Annotated in this window: 16 protein-coding genes and 1 tRNA gene; 4 read left to right on the top strand and 13 right to left on the bottom strand. The window is 39.0% G+C overall.

Annotated features, from left to right (window positions below; translation table 11 throughout):
- Nucleotides 1-13 precede the first annotated feature (13 nt).
- From vgrG to ABDZ97_RS01385, 8 genes are read right to left on the bottom strand one after another with little or no spacing between them, the layout of a single operon-like run.
- Complete coding sequence (gene vgrG / locus ABDZ97_RS01420; RefSeq protein ID WP_343784333.1) at nt 14-1,846, bottom strand: type VI secretion system tip protein VgrG; 1,833 nt, start codon at nt 1,844-1,846, stop codon at nt 14-16.
- A 7-nt stretch (nt 1,847-1,853) separates the two neighbouring features.
- Nucleotides 1,854-2,489 carry a CIS tube protein gene (locus tag ABDZ97_RS01415; protein ID WP_343784331.1) on the bottom strand — a complete coding sequence of 212 codons (636 nt, stop codon included), beginning with the start codon at nt 2,487-2,489 and terminating at the stop codon, nt 1,854-1,856.
- A complete protein-coding gene (locus tag ABDZ97_RS01410) occupies nt 2,489-2,650 on the bottom strand; it encodes a hypothetical protein (RefSeq protein WP_343784329.1) in 162 nt (53 codons plus the stop codon). The genes ABDZ97_RS01415 and ABDZ97_RS01410 overlap by 1 nt, the downstream gene beginning before the upstream one ends.
- Nucleotides 2,641-3,099 carry a phage tail protein gene (locus tag ABDZ97_RS01405; RefSeq protein WP_343784327.1) on the bottom strand — a complete coding sequence of 153 codons (459 nt, stop codon included), beginning with the start codon at nt 3,097-3,099 and terminating at the stop codon, nt 2,641-2,643. The genes ABDZ97_RS01410 and ABDZ97_RS01405 overlap by 10 nt, the downstream gene beginning before the upstream one ends.
- A 25-nt stretch (nt 3,100-3,124) precedes the next feature.
- A complete protein-coding gene (locus ABDZ97_RS01400; RefSeq protein WP_343784325.1) occupies nt 3,125-3,574 on the bottom strand; it encodes a phage tail protein in 450 nt (149 codons plus the stop codon).
- A gap of 33 nt (nt 3,575-3,607) precedes the next feature.
- Nucleotides 3,608-5,464 (bottom strand): phage tail sheath family protein, encoded by a 1,857-nt coding sequence (locus ABDZ97_RS01395; RefSeq protein WP_343784323.1) that lies wholly within the window; start codon nt 5,462-5,464, stop codon nt 3,608-3,610.
- 27 nt (nt 5,465-5,491) lie between these two features.
- The gene (locus tag ABDZ97_RS01390; RefSeq protein WP_343784321.1) at nt 5,492-6,151 is read right to left on the bottom strand and encodes a hypothetical protein; all 660 of its coding nucleotides are present in this window, start codon (nt 6,149-6,151) and stop codon (nt 5,492-5,494) included.
- Nucleotides 6,152-6,177: 26 nt separating this feature from the next.
- Nucleotides 6,178-6,711, bottom strand: coding sequence for a Pvc16 family protein (locus tag ABDZ97_RS01385; RefSeq protein ID WP_343784319.1), 534 nt, complete (start codon nt 6,709-6,711; stop codon nt 6,178-6,180).
- A gap of 283 nt (nt 6,712-6,994) precedes the next feature.
- On the opposite strand from ABDZ97_RS01385, the gene ABDZ97_RS01380 reads away from it, so the two are divergent.
- The 4 genes from ABDZ97_RS01380 (at nt 6,995) to ABDZ97_RS01365 (ending at nt 10,104) form a co-directional block, all read left to right on the top strand.
- On the top strand, nt 6,995-7,603 hold the full coding sequence (locus ABDZ97_RS01380; RefSeq protein ID WP_343784317.1) for a hypothetical protein: 609 nt from the start codon (nt 6,995-6,997) through the stop codon (nt 7,601-7,603).
- A gap of 652 nt (nt 7,604-8,255) precedes the next feature.
- Complete coding sequence (locus tag ABDZ97_RS01375; RefSeq protein WP_343784315.1) at nt 8,256-9,023, top strand: sensor histidine kinase; 768 nt, start codon at nt 8,256-8,258, stop codon at nt 9,021-9,023.
- Nucleotides 9,020-9,694, top strand: a complete 675-nt coding sequence (locus ABDZ97_RS01370; RefSeq protein ID WP_343784313.1) for a response regulator — start codon at nt 9,020-9,022, stop codon at nt 9,692-9,694. Before ABDZ97_RS01375 ends, ABDZ97_RS01370 begins: the two co-directional genes overlap by 4 nt.
- Before the next feature lie 119 nt (nt 9,695-9,813).
- Entirely contained in the window at nt 9,814-10,104 is a 291-nt protein-coding gene (locus ABDZ97_RS01365; protein WP_343784311.1) for a hypothetical protein, read from the top strand.
- A gap of 217 nt (nt 10,105-10,321) precedes the next feature.
- Here ABDZ97_RS01365 and ABDZ97_RS01360 read toward each other — a convergent pair whose 3' ends face one another.
- The 5 genes from ABDZ97_RS01360 to ABDZ97_RS01340 form a co-directional block, all read right to left on the bottom strand.
- Entirely contained in the window at nt 10,322-10,660 is a 339-nt protein-coding gene (locus tag ABDZ97_RS01360; RefSeq protein WP_343784309.1) for a hypothetical protein, read from the bottom strand.
- 365 nt (nt 10,661-11,025) lie between these two features.
- Nucleotides 11,026-11,766, bottom strand: coding sequence for a PoNe immunity protein domain-containing protein (locus tag ABDZ97_RS01355; RefSeq protein WP_343784307.1), 741 nt, complete (start codon nt 11,764-11,766; stop codon nt 11,026-11,028).
- Between the two features lie 17 nt (nt 11,767-11,783).
- Nucleotides 11,784-14,852 carry a hypothetical protein gene (locus ABDZ97_RS01350; RefSeq protein ID WP_343784305.1) on the bottom strand — a complete coding sequence of 1,023 codons (3,069 nt, stop codon included), beginning with the start codon at nt 14,850-14,852 and terminating at the stop codon, nt 11,784-11,786.
- Nucleotides 14,852-16,222, bottom strand: coding sequence for an ATP-binding protein (locus ABDZ97_RS01345; protein WP_343784303.1), 1,371 nt, complete (start codon nt 16,220-16,222; stop codon nt 14,852-14,854). The genes ABDZ97_RS01350 and ABDZ97_RS01345 overlap by 1 nt, the downstream gene beginning before the upstream one ends.
- A 515-nt stretch (nt 16,223-16,737) precedes the next feature.
- Nucleotides 16,738-16,819 (bottom strand) — tRNA-Leu (locus ABDZ97_RS01340).
- Between the last annotated feature and the right edge of the window lie 37 nt (nt 16,820-16,856).

Below are 16,856 nucleotides of genomic sequence, written 5' to 3'. Positions count from 1 at the left end.
TATTCTCACTTTATTAATTAATCATGACCATTGCTCCTTTTACGACAGTTTGCCCACCTGCGGATAATTCTGCCGATGCGCTTCCCTTTCCTGTAAAAGCAATGTCTGCTTTCGCTTCTATGTTGGCCCCTTTTAAGTTAACTGCTGACTTGCCTTTTATATCAACACTTGTTCCTGCATCAATGGTTACATCTGTTTTGGCCTTGAGCGTGATCCCTTTTGCTGACTCGATAACAATTCCGCTATCTGTCATTTCAATTTTGTTACTATTCTGATCCGTTAGCTTTATACTTTTACCATCATCGCTGATTTCAATGCTATTCTTTCCCGGAGTGATAAGTGTTATACTCTTTTTCTCTTCCTCAAACTCCAGTTTCATCTGCGATTTGGTTACGATACTCCGAATATTGTTTTTCTGGTCCGGTGTATTTGCAGGGGGAAGTTTACTACTATACATACTCCCTAAAATCACAGGCTTATTGGGGTCATCATCTAAAAAGCCCAGAATAACCTCATCTCCGACATCCGGTAAAAAGAATGCTCCGTATTGATCACTTGCCCAGAAAGTACTCAGTCTTGCCCAAACTTTATTCGGGTCTTCACTCTCAAACAGGGGAACTTCAACCTGGATGTTGTATTCTTTTGACGGATCTTTATCAATCTGTACGACTTTCCCTATTTGTAGCCCCTTTATAGCAGAGGTTTTGTCCTGTTTGTTTTTCGCTTTTCCGGAGCTCCCTGTTGCCGATGAACCATCATCCGGATATCCCATACAAGCAGTGGTAAGCCACCCACCGTCTTTCATTTCGTGCTCTACCGCTCCACAATAGGCTGTCCCATCAAAATGTCTGCCCACTTTTTCGACTTCGACGACCGAACCAACCGTTATTTTTGCTGTTCCTTTGCAAACAACATCTCCCTGTATCCTTTTCAGGTTGGTTTCCTGCAGTTTCGCTTCTGCCCACTTTTTCAGGCTTGCATCATCCGTATATTCACTGGTCTGAAGGGTCAGCTCCTGATCTCCCATTTCTTTGGCCAGATCTGAAGGCGATAAATCTCCCTGGTCATTTTCCGAGGCTTTGTCGGCAACTACCCGCATGAGTTTTTGCTCCTTACTGTTCCATGCCAATACCTGAACCTTGGAAAGCTGTTGGGAAGCCTGCATTTTTCCTTTAACACTCACAATGTTATCTCCGAAAGTAAACTTGAAAACAGGACTTCCAGAAAGTACCGGTTTGTCTATCGTCATTTTCTTTCCTTCAGTGATGATACACAGACCATTGTCTCTAATCCGTTCAATTAGAAAATCCCAATCGGTCGTGTTATACTGGGTAATCTCATTGTGCTTGGTGTCTGCTCCTGTCACCGACCCTTCGATTGGGCTGTAGTTTCCAATAATTGTATTCGCGATTTTTTTATCATCAACCTCTGTAAATACATTGGTTTTAGGCACAAGAGTAGACAGGTACATATAGTCCCTGCATTCCACTTTCAGCATTGCGTCTTCCTGTTGATCAATCTCCAGATTCTGTGAGATAATGATCCCCTCAAAGACTGCTTCTTCACTGGTTGTACTCATATATCCGGCTTCGATACGAATAGAATTACCTGGCGTAAACTCTTTGCTTTCGCTATCCGAACTCTCTTCTGCCTCGATTTCACTCCAGGCCTTAAAATTCAGTTCTGCTTTACCAATTTTATTTACCTCTTTCCGAATCCAGGCTGAAACCAACCCATATTTGGTGTCCAGCTCTTTACCGTTGATGTATATTTTAATAGAAAGAGCACCTTCTTCCGGTTGATCATCATAAACTGACAGGGCCGTATAGCTTGTACTCTCTTCCATAAGTTATTTAGTTTCGTGATACCGGGGGAAACTGTACAGTAGTCCCCGGTGGAGTATTGCGGATGCTATCCATTCCGTTCTGAGCAGCTACTTCTACACAATACGATGCATCTCCGTATATTTTAGCACAACTAGCCGCCAATGTATCTCCCGACTGGAAAGTAACCACATTAGCTGTTTGAGAGACCGACCCTTTAAAAGAGCTTTCCTTGAAATACCCCACAAACGAAAGAGATATCTTTACTCTTAGCGGAGTCCCGTCCGGAGCAAAAAGCGTGTAATCAATGTCTATTGATTCTGCTCGCCCATGAAAGATAATGGTTCCCCAAACCAGTATAACATAGCCAGGCTCTCCCAAATCTTTCTTCTTTTTGTATATCGCTTCCTCCATTTGGTCTATTCGTTCCTGAATAGACATTTTGTTGTCGGGAACGACACCTGTATCATCCATGTATATATCAAAAGAGAGTGAAGATGGCTCATGATGTTTGTAGCGGGCAAGATGCTCTTCCCTTCCCATCGCCTGAATTTTTTCATAGGAAATTTTCTTACCTATTTTTACAGACGCCGGGTTAATCTGGGTGACAAATTCAGCATTTTGTCCACCATCATACGCATTCACTATCTTTATCTTATCTGCCATTATCGCTCATATTTTCTAAGGTGTTCTCTGCGCAGGTATTCTTTCACCTCACGCATTACTTCCCTCTTGATAAGCACAAGCTGATCATTCTGAACCGAAGTTGTTTCCGGTTGTTTCTGAACAGTTGTTTTTACTTGTATTTCCTTTATGACTATTGGCATGGTACACGTTCAATTGTTGTATACGTAAACTCCAATGTCTCAATCAGTATGTTGTTTTTTTCCGAATCCAACGGTTCTGTTTCCCATTTTACAGGGTAGGCATTGTGACAATTCCAGGAGTATAGTGGTTTCCCGTCTTTTTGTAGTAAGTTAATTGTAATAGAAACCGTAGAAACAGGGAAAGTCAGACTGCCGTTAAAGAATGTAGACAACCACTTTACGTCATCCTGATTCAACGGTTTCAGTGCCCGCTTCAGAACCAGGTTTCCGTGCTTTACCTGCTTGGGAACAACATACGAATAATCGTTGTTTCCTCCTTCTGTAATAGTTTCTGTTTCCAACTCTGTTGTCAAACCGGAAACCTCTTTAAAGGAGAATTCTGTTCCCTGCATCAGCACCTGAAAATAAAACGCAACGGGGAGTTCCCAATCCTTCGCTTTAGCAGCCATTCTTTCCTGTTACTGTTATCTATTATCAGCCATTTTCAATTGTGAGCCCTTCGTGAGCTACTTCAATTGTTTCAACTGCCACTTCATTTCCGTCAGACTTCATGTCTGTACCGGTAATCTTTGTTGGCCAGGCATTATTCAATGTCCAGACCATTGTCGGGTTTCCTTCTTCATCCAGCAAACTGATTACCACTGTTTTTCTTTCTATGGTATTCATCTTGATCTGGTTGAACCAGTCCCAGAAAGCGTTGTCTTTAACAAACACACCTTTTTTCAGTGTCACATTTCCGGTTTTCTTAATTCCGGGCATTTTGATCGTAGAAAACTCTTTGCTGTTTCCATGTCTGTATTCTATGATCTGTGCTTCGATATCCAATCCGGATACTTCCTGAAAAGCGACTTCCGTATCTCCAAGTTTTACCTGAAAGTAAAACTTGGGTAAGGGCCATACATTATCTTGTGCTTCTCCTGCCATAATTCAATGATTTATAATTAGTAATTTGTAGTGTTAGCTTTTTTGCATCTGCTGCTGGAATGTAATCTCGATAAATTCTGCCGGACGCACTACAGCAACAAGGATCGTTATCCGCATGATCCCTTCCAGAATATCTTCCGGAGTCATGGTTTCTCCCAATCCGATATGAACACTAAACGCATCATCCGGGCTGGCTCCTGCCAATCCTCCCCGTTTCCAAACTCCGTTCAGGAAATTGCTTATCATACTCCGTACACTCACCCATGTATTTGCTGTATTCGGCTCAAAAACAAAAGCTTTTGTTGCATTCTTAATGGATTCCTCAAGCATGATCATTGTTCTTCGTACGTTCACGTACCGCCAATCGAGGGAGTTTCCGTCCAGGGTTCTTGCACCCCAGACTTTAACTCCTTCGCCCACAAAATAGCGGATAGCATTCACTGCTTTCCCATTTAGTGGAACATTTAAATCCTCCTGGTCTGTGTGTGAAATATTCACGGTAGGGCTGGTCACGTTGGAGAGACTTATGTTTGCAGGTGCTTTCCACACTTCTTTCGTACTATCCACAAGTGTGTAAATTCCTGCCATGGCTGAAGCAGGTGGTAAGAGGTTAAGCTGTTGAAGCATTGCCTTTACAATTGCAGCGTAGATCGGGCTTTGTTTCGAAAACACCTTGTGCAGGGTGCGTTCTTCATTGGGGTCGACTTGTTTTTCGTTTTTAGTTGCGGCAATAACTTCTTCCAGTTGTGATATATAGGTTCCAAGGTATAAGGAGTGTACTCCTAACAAAAGTTTCAGGTTGTCCCAGCTTTCCAGCATATTCTTGTAGCTCACTTCGTTGTCTGCTACAATCGATGTGTTCAACCAGGGATAGTATGCGGCTCCGAAATCAAGAAACTCAGTGCCAATTTTCTCCCGGAAATCGGTTACTACATCCCCGGACTCATCATTCCGGTCTTTGTGTCCACCGTATACATCCAGTAGAGCCACCCTATTTTTCATATCCGCTCCACAGTGTTTTAATACTGTAGTCTGAATGTCGTAACATTCCTGAGCTTCTTTCAGATAAACGGCTTCCGGAACCAATACTATTGTCGGTTCCTGTTCTTTTAGTAAAAGAGCCACTCCTTTTTCCAGTTTGTCCTTTTCCAGATCTTCCTCGTAGTTCCCTACAGAAACGATATAGCAAGGACCACCTCCGTTTGCAAAAAAGAAACGCAAGTGATAGTAGAGGTTGTAATCATCTTTTCGTGCAAGGTCGTAGTACAAGGCTGGAGTTGAAGTGCTATTCACTTTTAAGATCAACTCTCCGATGGCCGTGTCTACGCCGCTTATTGTTTCAGCTGTAACGTCATCACCTATCTGACCGACAATTTCGCCTATTCCTTTAACGATATCATTATCATCACCATAAGCTTCTGTCATGCTTCCCTGAAAATCGGTCACGATTCCTTTCAGTGCCTCTACTGATTTAGTAACCTTTTCCTTTGCAGCATTGATAAGCGGTTCATATTTATCTGCATTTTCCGAATCTTTTTCGGATGCAGCTGTAATTTTCTCTAATTCGGTAACTGCTTTTCGTACGGTAGGAATCAATCCTTTACAATAAGAAAGTGCTGATTTCACTGTCTCTTTATCAATAAGCAAGTCCGAGCTTCCTTCTTCCAGTTTGGAAAGTTCGAACGTTGGTGTTGGCGCTCCGCCATAATAGTACTCATACTCAGCAAGAGAGCTGATTCTCCAGGGAGTGTTTTTGAGTGTTTTATTGCCATTCTTCGCGAATTTTGTATATCCGATAAAAGCCGGGACAGCAGTAGCAACTTCGACAACGGAATTGGGGAAAGCGTTTTTTTCAACAACATATACCCCGGGGGTTTTCATTGCACACATAACATGTTGATTTTTAATTATAATTTATTAAACCGTATAATAGGCTGTAATTGCTTTTTGGGGATTGTATATCGATGCACTTTGCGGTCTGGGCCTTAGTACATTACTTAACACAACACGCTCTCCGAATTTTGACTTCTCAATCATCCGTAGATTGAATGCGCTTTTCTCCGTTAGTTTTACTTTGTCCTTACTAAGGAACTGTAACACTTTTTCTCCATTCTCCCATAAGATAATCTGGGGACTGTCAAACTCAACCATTCTTCTGGCATCTATTAGCGTGAAGTCTTTACCCAGGCTATTCTTCGTTGGAAAAACGATGTATTCAAAATATTTCGAAAGAGAACTAATGCTAACTGTCACTTCTTTTCGCTCAACAGCAATGTCTATTCTTCGGGGAATTCCTACCGCTTCTTCTACAACCTTACATCCCTGGTCAGTAGACGAAACTTGTGCCGAAACAAAATAAAATGTGTTGTTAAGTGGCTTGATCGCAAAGCTCAAAAACTCATTATCTTCCTTGAAAAATTCACTGGTTCTTGTTGAGCTATACAAATTCCAGGAGTTATTCATTCTTTTCACCTGAATATCATACTTTCTTAAATACATCGCCGTCTGATCTTCAGGGATCAATTCGACCGGTATTAGTGAATCGCCGTAGTATTCATGTTCTACATGAACTGACAAAATGCAACTATATTGATCAAAAGAACTCATACATTAACCTCCCTTCTGTTTATTGAAGAATCAATTTGTGTAATGGTATTGCTATCGATTGTAATGGTTCTGATTTTACAGATTATGGATGGGTGATAAGATCCTCCGGAAATACTCCATACATTGGACAGTTCCTGTAGTGTCAGGTTTACCGGTTCCAACGTAAAATGCGTTCCCGACTGTTCAAAAAACAAGATTTGGTTTTCCTGGAGAACTTTCAATGCATGTGTAATCAGCTGCAGTGCTTCCTCGTATTGCTTTTGCGGAAAAACCGCCGAGACAAGAATATACAGATTCATGTTCCACGGAGGGTTGCCCTTGCTACTGAACTTATCCGAAACATTTTTCTTTGAAAACGCAATCCCGGCAGAAGTATCCCGCTCCATGCTCAGAAGTGAAACCGTTATTGCACCGTCAGTAACCTTGTCTTCAATCGGCTGAATCTTAACGATATCCCTGCTTAGATTAAAATCCCGCTTAATCGTATCGTTAAGAATTTCCGAAATATGACTTACTACTGCTGCAATCATTACAAAAGGATTAAAACATCTAAATCTTGTGTTATACAAATCTCTCTCATACTCTTTAATTGACTACAGGTAAAAACCCCTGATTTATAAAAACAGGGGTTTCCTGCTGTACAATTTTGTAGAGCAAATTAATGTCCGGATATCCGAATGTTTCTCTTTTTCCTTTTCCGTTTATACTTTATGCAGGTAAAAACCTTTCGCAAACATTGATTATTCTTTGTTTTTGCGTTTAAAATCTTATTTTTGGATAACTGCAATTTTTACGGAGTAAAACAAATGAACTATGAAACTAAACAGCTTTTCGGAAATAACCGATTGTATTCAGTACTGGAAATCTATCAGAAATGAACCGGAGAAGGTTCTTAGCTACCTTGGACAGGGAGATGCTTTTTATTTTATCCCACAAGGAGAAAAAATAACCTCCAACTTTCATGTTTACCCGGGAGTTTGCCCCAAAACAGAAACTATGTATATGTTTCTTATCCCTGCAGAAGATGATAAGAAAAGTAGTGATGAAGCTTTATTTAATGCTATCATACAAAGCGTAGTAATTAAAACCGTTGGGGGAACACCAGAGATCAGTGAGCTGGATGCCAAAAAAAGAATCAATAACTGGAATACGCATTATAAGCAATGGGTTCCTGAGCAAACAAAAACACCGGATGGTCTATTTCTTGCCTTTAATCTTCCTTCTTCTTACATGAAGGCATCGTGTAAATATGTTACTTACTTTGCCCTGAGAGTATCCAGTGAGGAAATAACCGGTTATCGGGCAGATCTTGTTACCGTTGATCACGAGGAGGAAAAGGCCCGCTTTTTTGACACCGTGCGTCCGGTACCTCCTTTTGATTCAGAGTACCCGGAATCTAGCTTTTATTTGTTAAGCTGTTAATTCGGTAGATATCGGTAATCAACAACGGAATCATGACCTTTTTCAGGTTTTTGAGCATATCGACTTTGTCAGTGCCTGTTTTGCTGCTTTTGGGCATCATAATAGGCACGTATTTTTATAAATTTACGGAGACACGATATCGCTTCCTGCTTGTTTATCTGGCTATTTGTTTTGGTACGGATGTCCTTAGCCGGATAATTGGCGAAATTTACGGGAATAATTTATTGTTCATCCTGATTTTCAGCTTACTTGAGTTGGTTTTTTTTACCGCATTTTACCTTGTTTGCCTGTTCCGGCGAAAAGAAAAAAAGTATATCTTGCTGACTTCAGCCGCCGTTGTATTTATTGTAATCGAGTTGTATTTGGCCGGAACCAGTAGTCCTGAGAGATTTCAACCTTATTCAAAGGTGGTTGGCTCTTTTCTTATACTGCTTATGGCTATCAGCTATTTGTTTGAGGGTATCGGAAAAAAACAACCCGATTATTCAGACATGAAGCTCAATTCAGTGTTTATTGTTTATTTTTCTCTGAATCTGATTTTCTTCCTGCCACTCAACTTTTTGATCAATGTACCTTCTTCGGTAAAATTTTACTTCTGGTGCTTTAATCTGATTCTGACGATTTCGTTTTACGTTTTTTTAATTAGAGAGATATGGAAAAATGGCTCGACCCGAAAACAATTGCAATTTGGATCATAATTGCCGCTGTAATGGTATCTCTGCTTACGGTTTCTATCGTAAAACTGGTTTATATTAATGTCAAAAGACAGGTTGAAAGTAAATTGAAGGAGTCCCGTCTACAACTTGAATATCAGAAAAAACTCATGGAAACAAGTGTTGTGGTTCAGGAACGAGAACGGGCACGGGTAGCAGCCGATTTACATGATTCTCTGATCGGAAAGCTGACCATACTTCGGTTAAAGAACCAGATAGAATACAACTTTGATGAAACAGACCGGTTGTTGGAGGAGAGTATCAATGAAGCGCGGAGAGTTTCTCATGACCTGAGTCCCCCAATGCTGGATGATATCGAGCTTTGTGACCTGATAGAAAATATGGTGGAAGCCTGGAAAAAGCATCTTTCCATTCTTTTTCACAAAGACATTCGCACCGCAACTCCCCACCCTGGTGATGTTAAGCTTCAGGTAACAAGAATCTTACAGGAATTAATTGTTAACTGTAACAAACACGCTGAAGCAACTGCAGTTTTTATCGGGATCCGGATCACTGATAATTGTATTAGTATGGTAGTGCGTGATAACGGTAAGGGTTTCGATGTGGAAGCCATGTCACAGGGGCTGGGAATGAAAAATATAGAATTACGCGTCCTTTATTTAAAAGGAGTTTACAAGATTAAATCGGGGGAAAAAGGAACTACATCCGTTTTTGTTTTTGACCTAAAAAATAGAAATAAGTCATGAAGGAAATTTCAATTGCCATTACAGACGATGATGAACTTGTAGCAAAACTACTGGAAGAATTTCTTAATAAATGTAACGGGTTTAATGTGATCTTCACCGCTTGCAACGGGAGGGATCTGATTGAAAAGCTTGAAGCAGAATCAGCCATTTTACCCGAAATATTATTGCTGGATTTGAAAATGAAGGAAATGAATGGTGTGGATACCATTCAACACCTGAAAGAGCATTTTCCTTCTATACGGATCATTGTCATTTCTTCTTATTACCAAAATTCTTCACTTGGGTTTCTTTTCAAAAGCGGAGCTTCTGCTTTTGTTCCAAAAGGAATATCTCCGGTTCATTTGCAGGAAATCATTACTACGGTACATCAGCAAGGTATCTACTTTACACAAGAACAGGTCGATAAGCTTCGCTACCAGATTTCTTCCAAAACACCGAAACCGCTGTTGGTAGAAGGGTCCGAACTTTCCAAACGGGAAATTGAGATCCTGAAGCTTATTTGTATGCAGAAAACAGCAAAAGAGATTGGTGATGCCCTTTTCATTACTGCCAAAACAGTCGAGGGACACAAGAATAATCTTTTTACCAAAACCGGGGCGAAGAATGTTGCCGGTCTGGTAATTTATGCGATTCAAAATAATATTCTGGATTTAGACGATTTTCCGGTTTAACCCAAAATTGATCAAAAAAACAGCTGTTTTTGATGAAAAAATATTAAAAAACGCTAAATAAATGGGTTCAACCCTTCTTTTTTTGTAGTTTGTTAGTGAATCTAAAAAAACAAATAATTATGAAAAAGCTAGTAATGAGTTTGATGTTGGGATCTGTTGTTTTGTTGGGATTTACTGCTTGCAATGGAAATGAAGAAGATACCTCAAGAGAGGAAAACCGGGAAATGATCCGTGAAGGTGTCGAAAAAGAAGTAGATGCAACAAAAGAGGATCTTAAAGAAGGCTGGCAGGAAACCAAAGAATCTGTTGAAGAGGGATGGGAAAAGACTAAAGAAGAAACGAAAGAGGCCATTGACACTACAAAAGAAAAACTGAAAAAAACAAAAGAAGTGTGGGAAGAGAAAGAGTAAATATTTTCTTTTTATGCTTTACTCTACATAGTATTACGAAAGGAAGCAGGTGATGTGAATTGCCTGCTTTTTTTGATTACGGTATTTGTAGCCTTCTCCTTTTGTGGACAGCTTTATAAAAATCAGGATCATCCAAAGAACGTTTTGCGAATTATTTCTTAATTTAATTAATATAAGAACAACCTTTTGTGATTAATTTTATTGGCTGATTACTTGTTTAGAAAAAGAAAAATAGCCCTGTGCGATAATTTAAGGCATATTCTGTTATCTCTTTCATTTGTATTAATTCAGGAAACGGATCCTTAAATATCATTTCATCTAAGATAGTTTTTACCTTCTGTAACGATACAGCATCTGTGATTTCTTCATCCTCAAAATCATCAATCAGAACTTGACAAGTAGAATTAATAATTTCAAATACATTCAATGTATAAAGCTTATTAAATTCTTCATCTGTAAGTCTCCATTCTATTAAATCTAATTGATTAGCTCTGTCATAGTTTAAATCCTCTTGTGCGTCTTTATTTTTTGGCACAGTAATTACTCTGTTTCTCATTAATCAATATTTAAAAAATGTGTTATTTCTTCGTATTCACCGTGAGTCCTTCCCATTTGTTTTCCGTTGACAATTTTACGTTTCCATGGTGTAAACTCTATAAACTTCATCATTTTTGAAGATATAAACCCGCTCACACTTCGGACATTTCCATACATCAAATATAGGTTGCGGAATGTTAATCGGATCTATTGTTTCTTGATTAATAATCATATCCCATTCACAATCTGAATAAACTTTATATTCAATTTTATTAGGGCTTTCCGTATTGGATAGTAGAAAACCACATTTCCATCACCATATTTTTTCTTTACATCAGGAATTATATCGGCTTCTTTAACTTCGTCTGTAGTTTTGGCAAAATACTATTCTTTATAATGTACCATATCATAAGGATAATACTGTTGATCCTTTAGAGTTGCGTCATCCAATTCCAAAATTTTTACCAATGCTCCGCTTTCAAAGCTCCAATAGCCGGAATGGATATTAAATTTGCTCTTATGCGTTTGAATCTCTACCGCACCTCTAAACCATTCTTTTTTGAGGTATTTATGCAATCTTTCTAAAGATAGGTTTTTATCCTCTTTAGCTAAAAAAATTACCTCCTGTAATGCCTTATATGGCTTATTCCACATCAATTTACCTGATAGTTGTTTCCAATTTTCATCTCTATAACTAATTAAAGTGTCAATCAATAAATCTTGAGGATCATCTTTTTTTACTGCTTCAATTAATAATTTGAAATCCTTGTCACCAATTTTTAGCATTATCCCTATGGATAACATCTCAAGCATTTGAACATATCCATTTGATTTTTTCCATGTTTCAGTGAAATATGAAATCAACTTCAAATAAATCGCTAATATACCTTCGATGGTATCCCCTTTCGAATACATTGATTTTAAAATTTTATAATACGCATTCCTCAACTCTTCTTTTGTAGATTTAATAATTTCTAAATTAGGATTTGAATATTTTTGTATTCCTTTCTTTTCATATTCCAGGAGCAATTCAATCTCTTGTTCATATTCATTTATAGAACTTGTATAAAATTCAATAATTTCTTGATATCCTTCCCTGTTGTTTAACTCATCTCTTAACTTCATATAATAATTAATTTTTGTTAAGGCCAATCACCTATTATATTTCCTTTACTATCCAATTTCTTTGTAGTGACTTTTCCTGTTTCATCAATCCTACTTAGCACTCTATCAACCTCTCCCTTTTTAAGTGCTTCTCTAATTTTTTTTGCTTCGTGTAATCCAACCTGATCTTCTAATCTATCACTGCCTCTAATCCAATCATCCGACATTTGTTTTCCATCTTTGGTCTGGTTCAATTGAGATTGACCATATTTTGATTCATTAATAACGTACTTTGGCGGTGGAGTATTGTTTTCATAAATCCCATCAATTCCTTTTCTTAATTTATCATCTATGGTTTTAGGAGGATCGTCTCCTATACGTTTCAAATTATGTTTGTTTCTCAAATGTTTATCTGAAACGATTTCCCCAAAGTTACCTTTTTGTTTAGCGGTTGCTGTTTTTGGATCAAATTTTCTTCTTACTGGCAAGACAACCGCCTCATCCACTTTATCAGTTGCTTTCTCTGTTTTACGCAACTTATCAGCAACATTGTCCGGAATAATTTTCTTTGCTTTTTGCAGGCTTCTGCTCAATTTTGCTAATGCAGGTATTTTGGAACTGTACCTGGCTAATGCCGCGCCTCCGGTAAATACAATGATCAAAATTTCAAAGATGAGACGGCCAATGATTTCACCAATGAATTTGTAACGTTCAACTGTCGTAATATTCTTGCTGTTCCATATCCTTTCAAATTCGTCAGGATCTATACCCAGCAAACCTAATAGCAGCTTTTTAACATCCTCCCAGCTCATCTCCCAAAGAGCATTGTAGAGATCGACCAATTGATCCAGTATTTCTCCTGTGAAAATACTTTTGATCATGTCCCAAATGCCCGTTACCGTGTCTTTGGCTTGTTCATATATACCAATGGGAATACCCTCCAGAAGTCCTTCTATAATGCGGGCTGTTTTTATGCCTGCTGTTACCCAATCGGGGCGCACTTCAATTGTTCCCCGGGCAATCATTTGATCGATCGTTTGTTTGGTTGGTACTTTTACCTGTGCCCCCTGCTTTACTTCAATTGACTGAAGTATTGCCCGTTTCTCTGCATCCCATGGGTCTACAGCATTTTTTGCTGCATTATTGATAAGACTTTGTTTGTATTTGTTTTGGTTTATATATACATCGGGGTTATCTTTATTCAATAACCACAGTGCATTTGCAAATAATTTGTTATCATAACCTATGTCACGATCTACATCTTCTATTTCACGTAGCAAATCTGTTATCGTTTCACCTTTTTCTACGTAGCGTAGCGTATAACGTGTATCATCGCCAACTTTTGCTTTCTTCGTCCAGCTTTCGGCTATCCATCCTGTTTGCCCATCAGGTGTCTGCACCAATATCCACCCTGAAGCATCATCATTACCATAAGCCAGTATAGTCAGACCTGTTCCTCCGGTGTAAACTTTAGCACCTTTTCCTTTTGTGTTTTTACCTTCCGGTGATGGAAAATCGTGCAAACGAATTCCTGCAAACTTTTCTCTTTCGGAAGTTCTTACCCGTACAAATGCTGTCTCATAAACTTTCTTTCCTATATACTTTTCGTCTGTTTTCGTTATTTCAGGCTCTTCCTCCTCCTTTTTGCCCCAATCCGGATCAAATGAATACGCGTAATACCTGTACTTTGAGTTTCTGATCTCAAACGTCGGGGAGGTTCCTTCCGCATCTTTTCCTTTTATATGCGGTTTAAACGCTTCTAAAAACTCCGGATTTCCTTCTTTTTTCTGTTTCCGTATAAATGTATAGACTTCCCCTGAAGAAAGGGGTTTTCCGTCACGTCTGTAAAAAGAATACCCCGTATTATTCCAGGTTGCATGAGGCACTTTTTCATACAAAATATCAGAAGGATGAATGGTCGGTTCGGCATCAATCGGTTCTATAACCAAACTCTCCTCCACACTTACCAACTCCGTTATATCCTCTTCTCCTTCATCCGATTCTAAAGAAACCTTTTCCTGATGAAGTCCCTTATCCTCAGCGATCTCTTCCTCCAGAATCGTTTCCGGTTCCGGTTGTACTATAACTTCCGGGGTATTTTCTTCTTTTTGTAACTCTGTCGTTACTATCTGGTCATCTGTTTCTGAATGCGTTTCCGGCTGAAAGAGGGGTTCACTATTGCTCTCCACTGCTACGGATTTTTCTATGCTTTGTGCTGTTTCACTGCTCTCATAATATCCTGAAGTATCGGAGAAGTTAACATCAAAGCTTATATTTTTTACCTGAGAAACCGGGTTTTCATCCTGATAATAAAAATGTACAACTTCTGTACCGAAGTGATTTGTTTTTTTCTGAGCTGACAAATACCACGAATAGTTTCCTCTTTCGTTATTGTTACGGTAGCGCTCCCGACCTTGTTCTGTATCTAATTCTTTACCATAAAAGTAGCCCCTGTAGCTTCCCCGTTCCTGATATTCTGACAGAAAACTGGTATACAATTGAATGAGACGTTCCAACTGAAAAGGAGTCAGTCTTCTAATTTCAGCGTCGACAATTCCATACGCATTGAGCCGATTTACTAACTCCTCTTTCGTCTGTTCTGCCTCTTCTATTTTCTCAGTAGGTGACTCCGGATAAGCAGCATATTCAAAAAAGACAGGTTCTTTCAATCCTAACCCTGTATACGAAAACAGAACCCAGACATACTTGTTTTGCTCATCAGGATGTACCTCTATTTTTAACGTCTCTTTTTCCTGTTCATTCCGGTATGTAAGAGAATATATACGATTATCGGACAGCACTTTTTCAAATAAATCACCGATAGCAAATGCGTCCGAACTACTAAACATACCTTTTGAAGGTGGAGTCCCGGATCTAAAACGTTGTATCAAATCGACCAGATTCGCAAGTGCTTTTATATCCAGGTGCTCTATTACTGACCGCTGAACATGCATTTCTTCCAACGCAACTATCAGGTCTTCTTTCTCCTCCTCTTCTCCCGGTGTATCCAAACCCTGTCCCCACCAGTGATTCGCTACAACACGTAATTGCTCACTGAAAGCGGTTTCAGATTGCTCAACTTTATTCTGTGGGGCTTTTTCACTCATCAGCGCGTTTTGTTTTCTTTTATTAATTCGCGTCTGATACTCTGATCTACCCACTCATTTCTCAATGCATACGTGTTATTTTTTAGAGCAAAAAGGCAGGAGAGTTTCAGAATATTAGCAATGTTTGCTCCTGACAACTCAATTTCAGCCAATTTATCTATGCGAACAGCTACATCATACGTAAAGGGTTTCGGGAGCAATTGATGCCATAATTTATGTCTCTCGGCTTCTTTCGGAACAGGAAAATAAATGATTGACTGAAAACGCCGGATCATAGCGCTGTCGATATTGCTTTTTAAGTTGGTCGCCAAAATAGTAAGCCCCTGATGTTCTTCCATACGCTGTAGCAGATAGTTTACCTCCAAATTTGCCCATTTATCCTGGGATGAATTTATACTGGTGCGTTTACTGAACAGGGCATCTGCTTCATCAAAGAAAAGAATCCAATCTTTACCTTTTGCCCGGTCAAACAAATAGGCGAGATTCTTTTCCGTTTCACCAATGTATTTAGATACAATCATCGAAAGGTCGACACGAAAAACATGTTTCTTATATTTTTTACCGATTAATTTTGCTGTCAGGGACTTTCCTGTTCCCGGAGGGCCATAAAACAAGCAAGGGTAGGAAACCCCAAATATCTTGCTCTTTTCAAGTAGAGTCTTTCCGTGTTCGACCCAAAGCATCAGCTCCTGAATATGCTTTTCTGTATTTACATCAAGAATCAGATGGTCCCAATCCATATCCGTAGTTATCAAACGTGCCGGAAAAGCACTTCCGTAATCCGGTCGGGGTTCGTTGCCCGATTGCAAGTAAAACAGATACTCTTTGGCCAGTACAGGAATCTTATTCAGTTCACTTACAGATTGGTGAGCTGCGTTAACATTCTCAAACGTAATAATTCCTTCTTTTACCAATACACTGTTATGTAAAGCCAGCTGATAAAAAACCGTATTTGTTTTATCTTTTCCTGCCAAAAGAAAAAGTAATGTCTGCTGTGTTGCCAGATAATTATAAAACAAAGGATCAATACACCCCCCAAACTCCGGGTAAAGTAATTTAAGATGATTGTTCCTGTCCCGCATTTTTTCTGTTAATCTCTCCGGAGCTATATGAGGAACGATACTACAGATTAGCAATAATCTTTCCATTGTATCCAGGCTAAATTGCCGGATGATTCTGTTATAAGCCGAATCTGTTTCAGCTCCCTCCGGTGGCGGACAGTCGTTTAGAGAAAAAAATGTGCCGTCCTTTAATTCTCTGATACGACCATCAATAATCTCTAACAACCAATGCATATCAGCAATAATGGCATGAGTAAGATTGGAAACACCTTCTATTGTCGGGTGTTGGCTCTCTTTGTTTGTATCCATCTGAAAGCCAGAATGGTTCTTCTCATACTCATTATACATATATCACACTGAATTATATTGATTTACCGAACGTATAAAGTTCCGTAACGGATTTTGTAAAGTCAAGGACACGTCGTTATCAAAACGGAAAAATTAAATCGTAATAATTACGCCTGTTTTTATTTGAAATAATGATTTATTTATTGATAATCAATAAATTAAATGCAGACATTAACTATAAAAACGGGAAAAATAAACTCTGCCCGATCCATTTATTCTGTATTCGGAAAAACATATAAAACACTAATTACAAAGTGTTTAGCAATAATTCGTGGATTGATCTGATGCCGGAAAAGATTGGAAAAAGAGAATAATCTTACTTTATTTTTCCGTTTTTACATGATTTTATTATTTATAATCAGGCGGTTATACTATTATTATCTTGATTTATTTTTCCGTTTTTTGCAGTAGTTGTCCGGAATATTACTATCGGGGAGCTGTAAAACAAAAAAAGCAGAGATAAACTCTGCTTTTTGTACCCGGGGCGGGAATCGAACCCGCACTCCCGAAAGAACTGGATTTTGAATCCAGCGCGTCTACCAGTTCCGCCACCCGGGCGGGGTAACAACATAATTGTTGTTTAGGGCATGCAAAT

Origin of the sequence: Wandonia haliotis, assembly GCF_039523435.1 — a bacterium.
Classification (GTDB): domain Bacteria; phylum Bacteroidota; class Bacteroidia; order Flavobacteriales_D; family Crocinitomicaceae; genus Wandonia; species Wandonia haliotis.
The sequence above is the reverse complement of the archived record's forward strand: the minus strand, read 5'-3'. Positions and strand labels throughout refer to the sequence as shown.

Excerpts from the sequence above, each read along its gene's own strand:
- ABDZ97_RS01370 (WP_343784313.1), top strand. The coding sequence starts at position 9,020 with ATGAAGGAAATTTCAATTGCCATTACAGACGATGATGAACTTGTAGCA.
- ABDZ97_RS01360 (WP_343784309.1), bottom strand. The coding sequence starts at position 10,660 with ATGAGAAACAGAGTAATTACTGTGCCAAAAAATAAAGACGCACAAGAG.
- ABDZ97_RS01400 (WP_343784325.1), bottom strand. The coding sequence starts at position 3,574 with ATGGCAGGAGAAGCACAAGATAATGTATGGCCCTTACCCAAGTTTTAC.
- ABDZ97_RS01410 (WP_343784329.1), bottom strand. The coding sequence starts at position 2,650 with ATGCCAATAGTCATAAAGGAAATACAAGTAAAAACAACTGTTCAGAAA.
- ABDZ97_RS01405 (WP_343784327.1), bottom strand. The coding sequence starts at position 3,099 with ATGGCTGCTAAAGCGAAGGATTGGGAACTCCCCGTTGCGTTTTATTTT.
- ABDZ97_RS01350 (WP_343784305.1), bottom strand. The coding sequence starts at position 14,852 with ATGAGTGAAAAAGCCCCACAGAATAAAGTTGAGCAATCTGAAACCGCT.
- ABDZ97_RS01385 (WP_343784319.1), bottom strand. The coding sequence starts at position 6,711 with ATGATTGCAGCAGTAGTAAGTCATATTTCGGAAATTCTTAACGATACG.
- ABDZ97_RS01380 (WP_343784317.1), top strand. The coding sequence starts at position 6,995 with ATGAAACTAAACAGCTTTTCGGAAATAACCGATTGTATTCAGTACTGG.
- ABDZ97_RS01345 (WP_343784303.1), bottom strand. The coding sequence starts at position 16,222 with ATGGATACAAACAAAGAGAGCCAACACCCGACAATAGAAGGTGTTTCC.
- ABDZ97_RS01365 (WP_343784311.1), top strand. The coding sequence starts at position 9,814 with ATGAAAAAGCTAGTAATGAGTTTGATGTTGGGATCTGTTGTTTTGTTG.
- vgrG (WP_343784333.1), bottom strand. The coding sequence starts at position 1,846 with ATGGAAGAGAGTACAAGCTATACGGCCCTGTCAGTTTATGATGATCAA.
- ABDZ97_RS01415 (WP_343784331.1), bottom strand. The coding sequence starts at position 2,489 with ATGGCAGATAAGATAAAGATAGTGAATGCGTATGATGGTGGACAAAAT.
- ABDZ97_RS01355 (WP_343784307.1), bottom strand. The coding sequence starts at position 11,766 with ATGAAGTTAAGAGATGAGTTAAACAACAGGGAAGGATATCAAGAAATT.
- ABDZ97_RS01395 (WP_343784323.1), bottom strand. The coding sequence starts at position 5,464 with ATGTGTGCAATGAAAACCCCCGGGGTATATGTTGTTGAAAAAAACGCT.
- ABDZ97_RS01375 (WP_343784315.1), top strand. The coding sequence starts at position 8,256 with ATGGAAAAATGGCTCGACCCGAAAACAATTGCAATTTGGATCATAATT.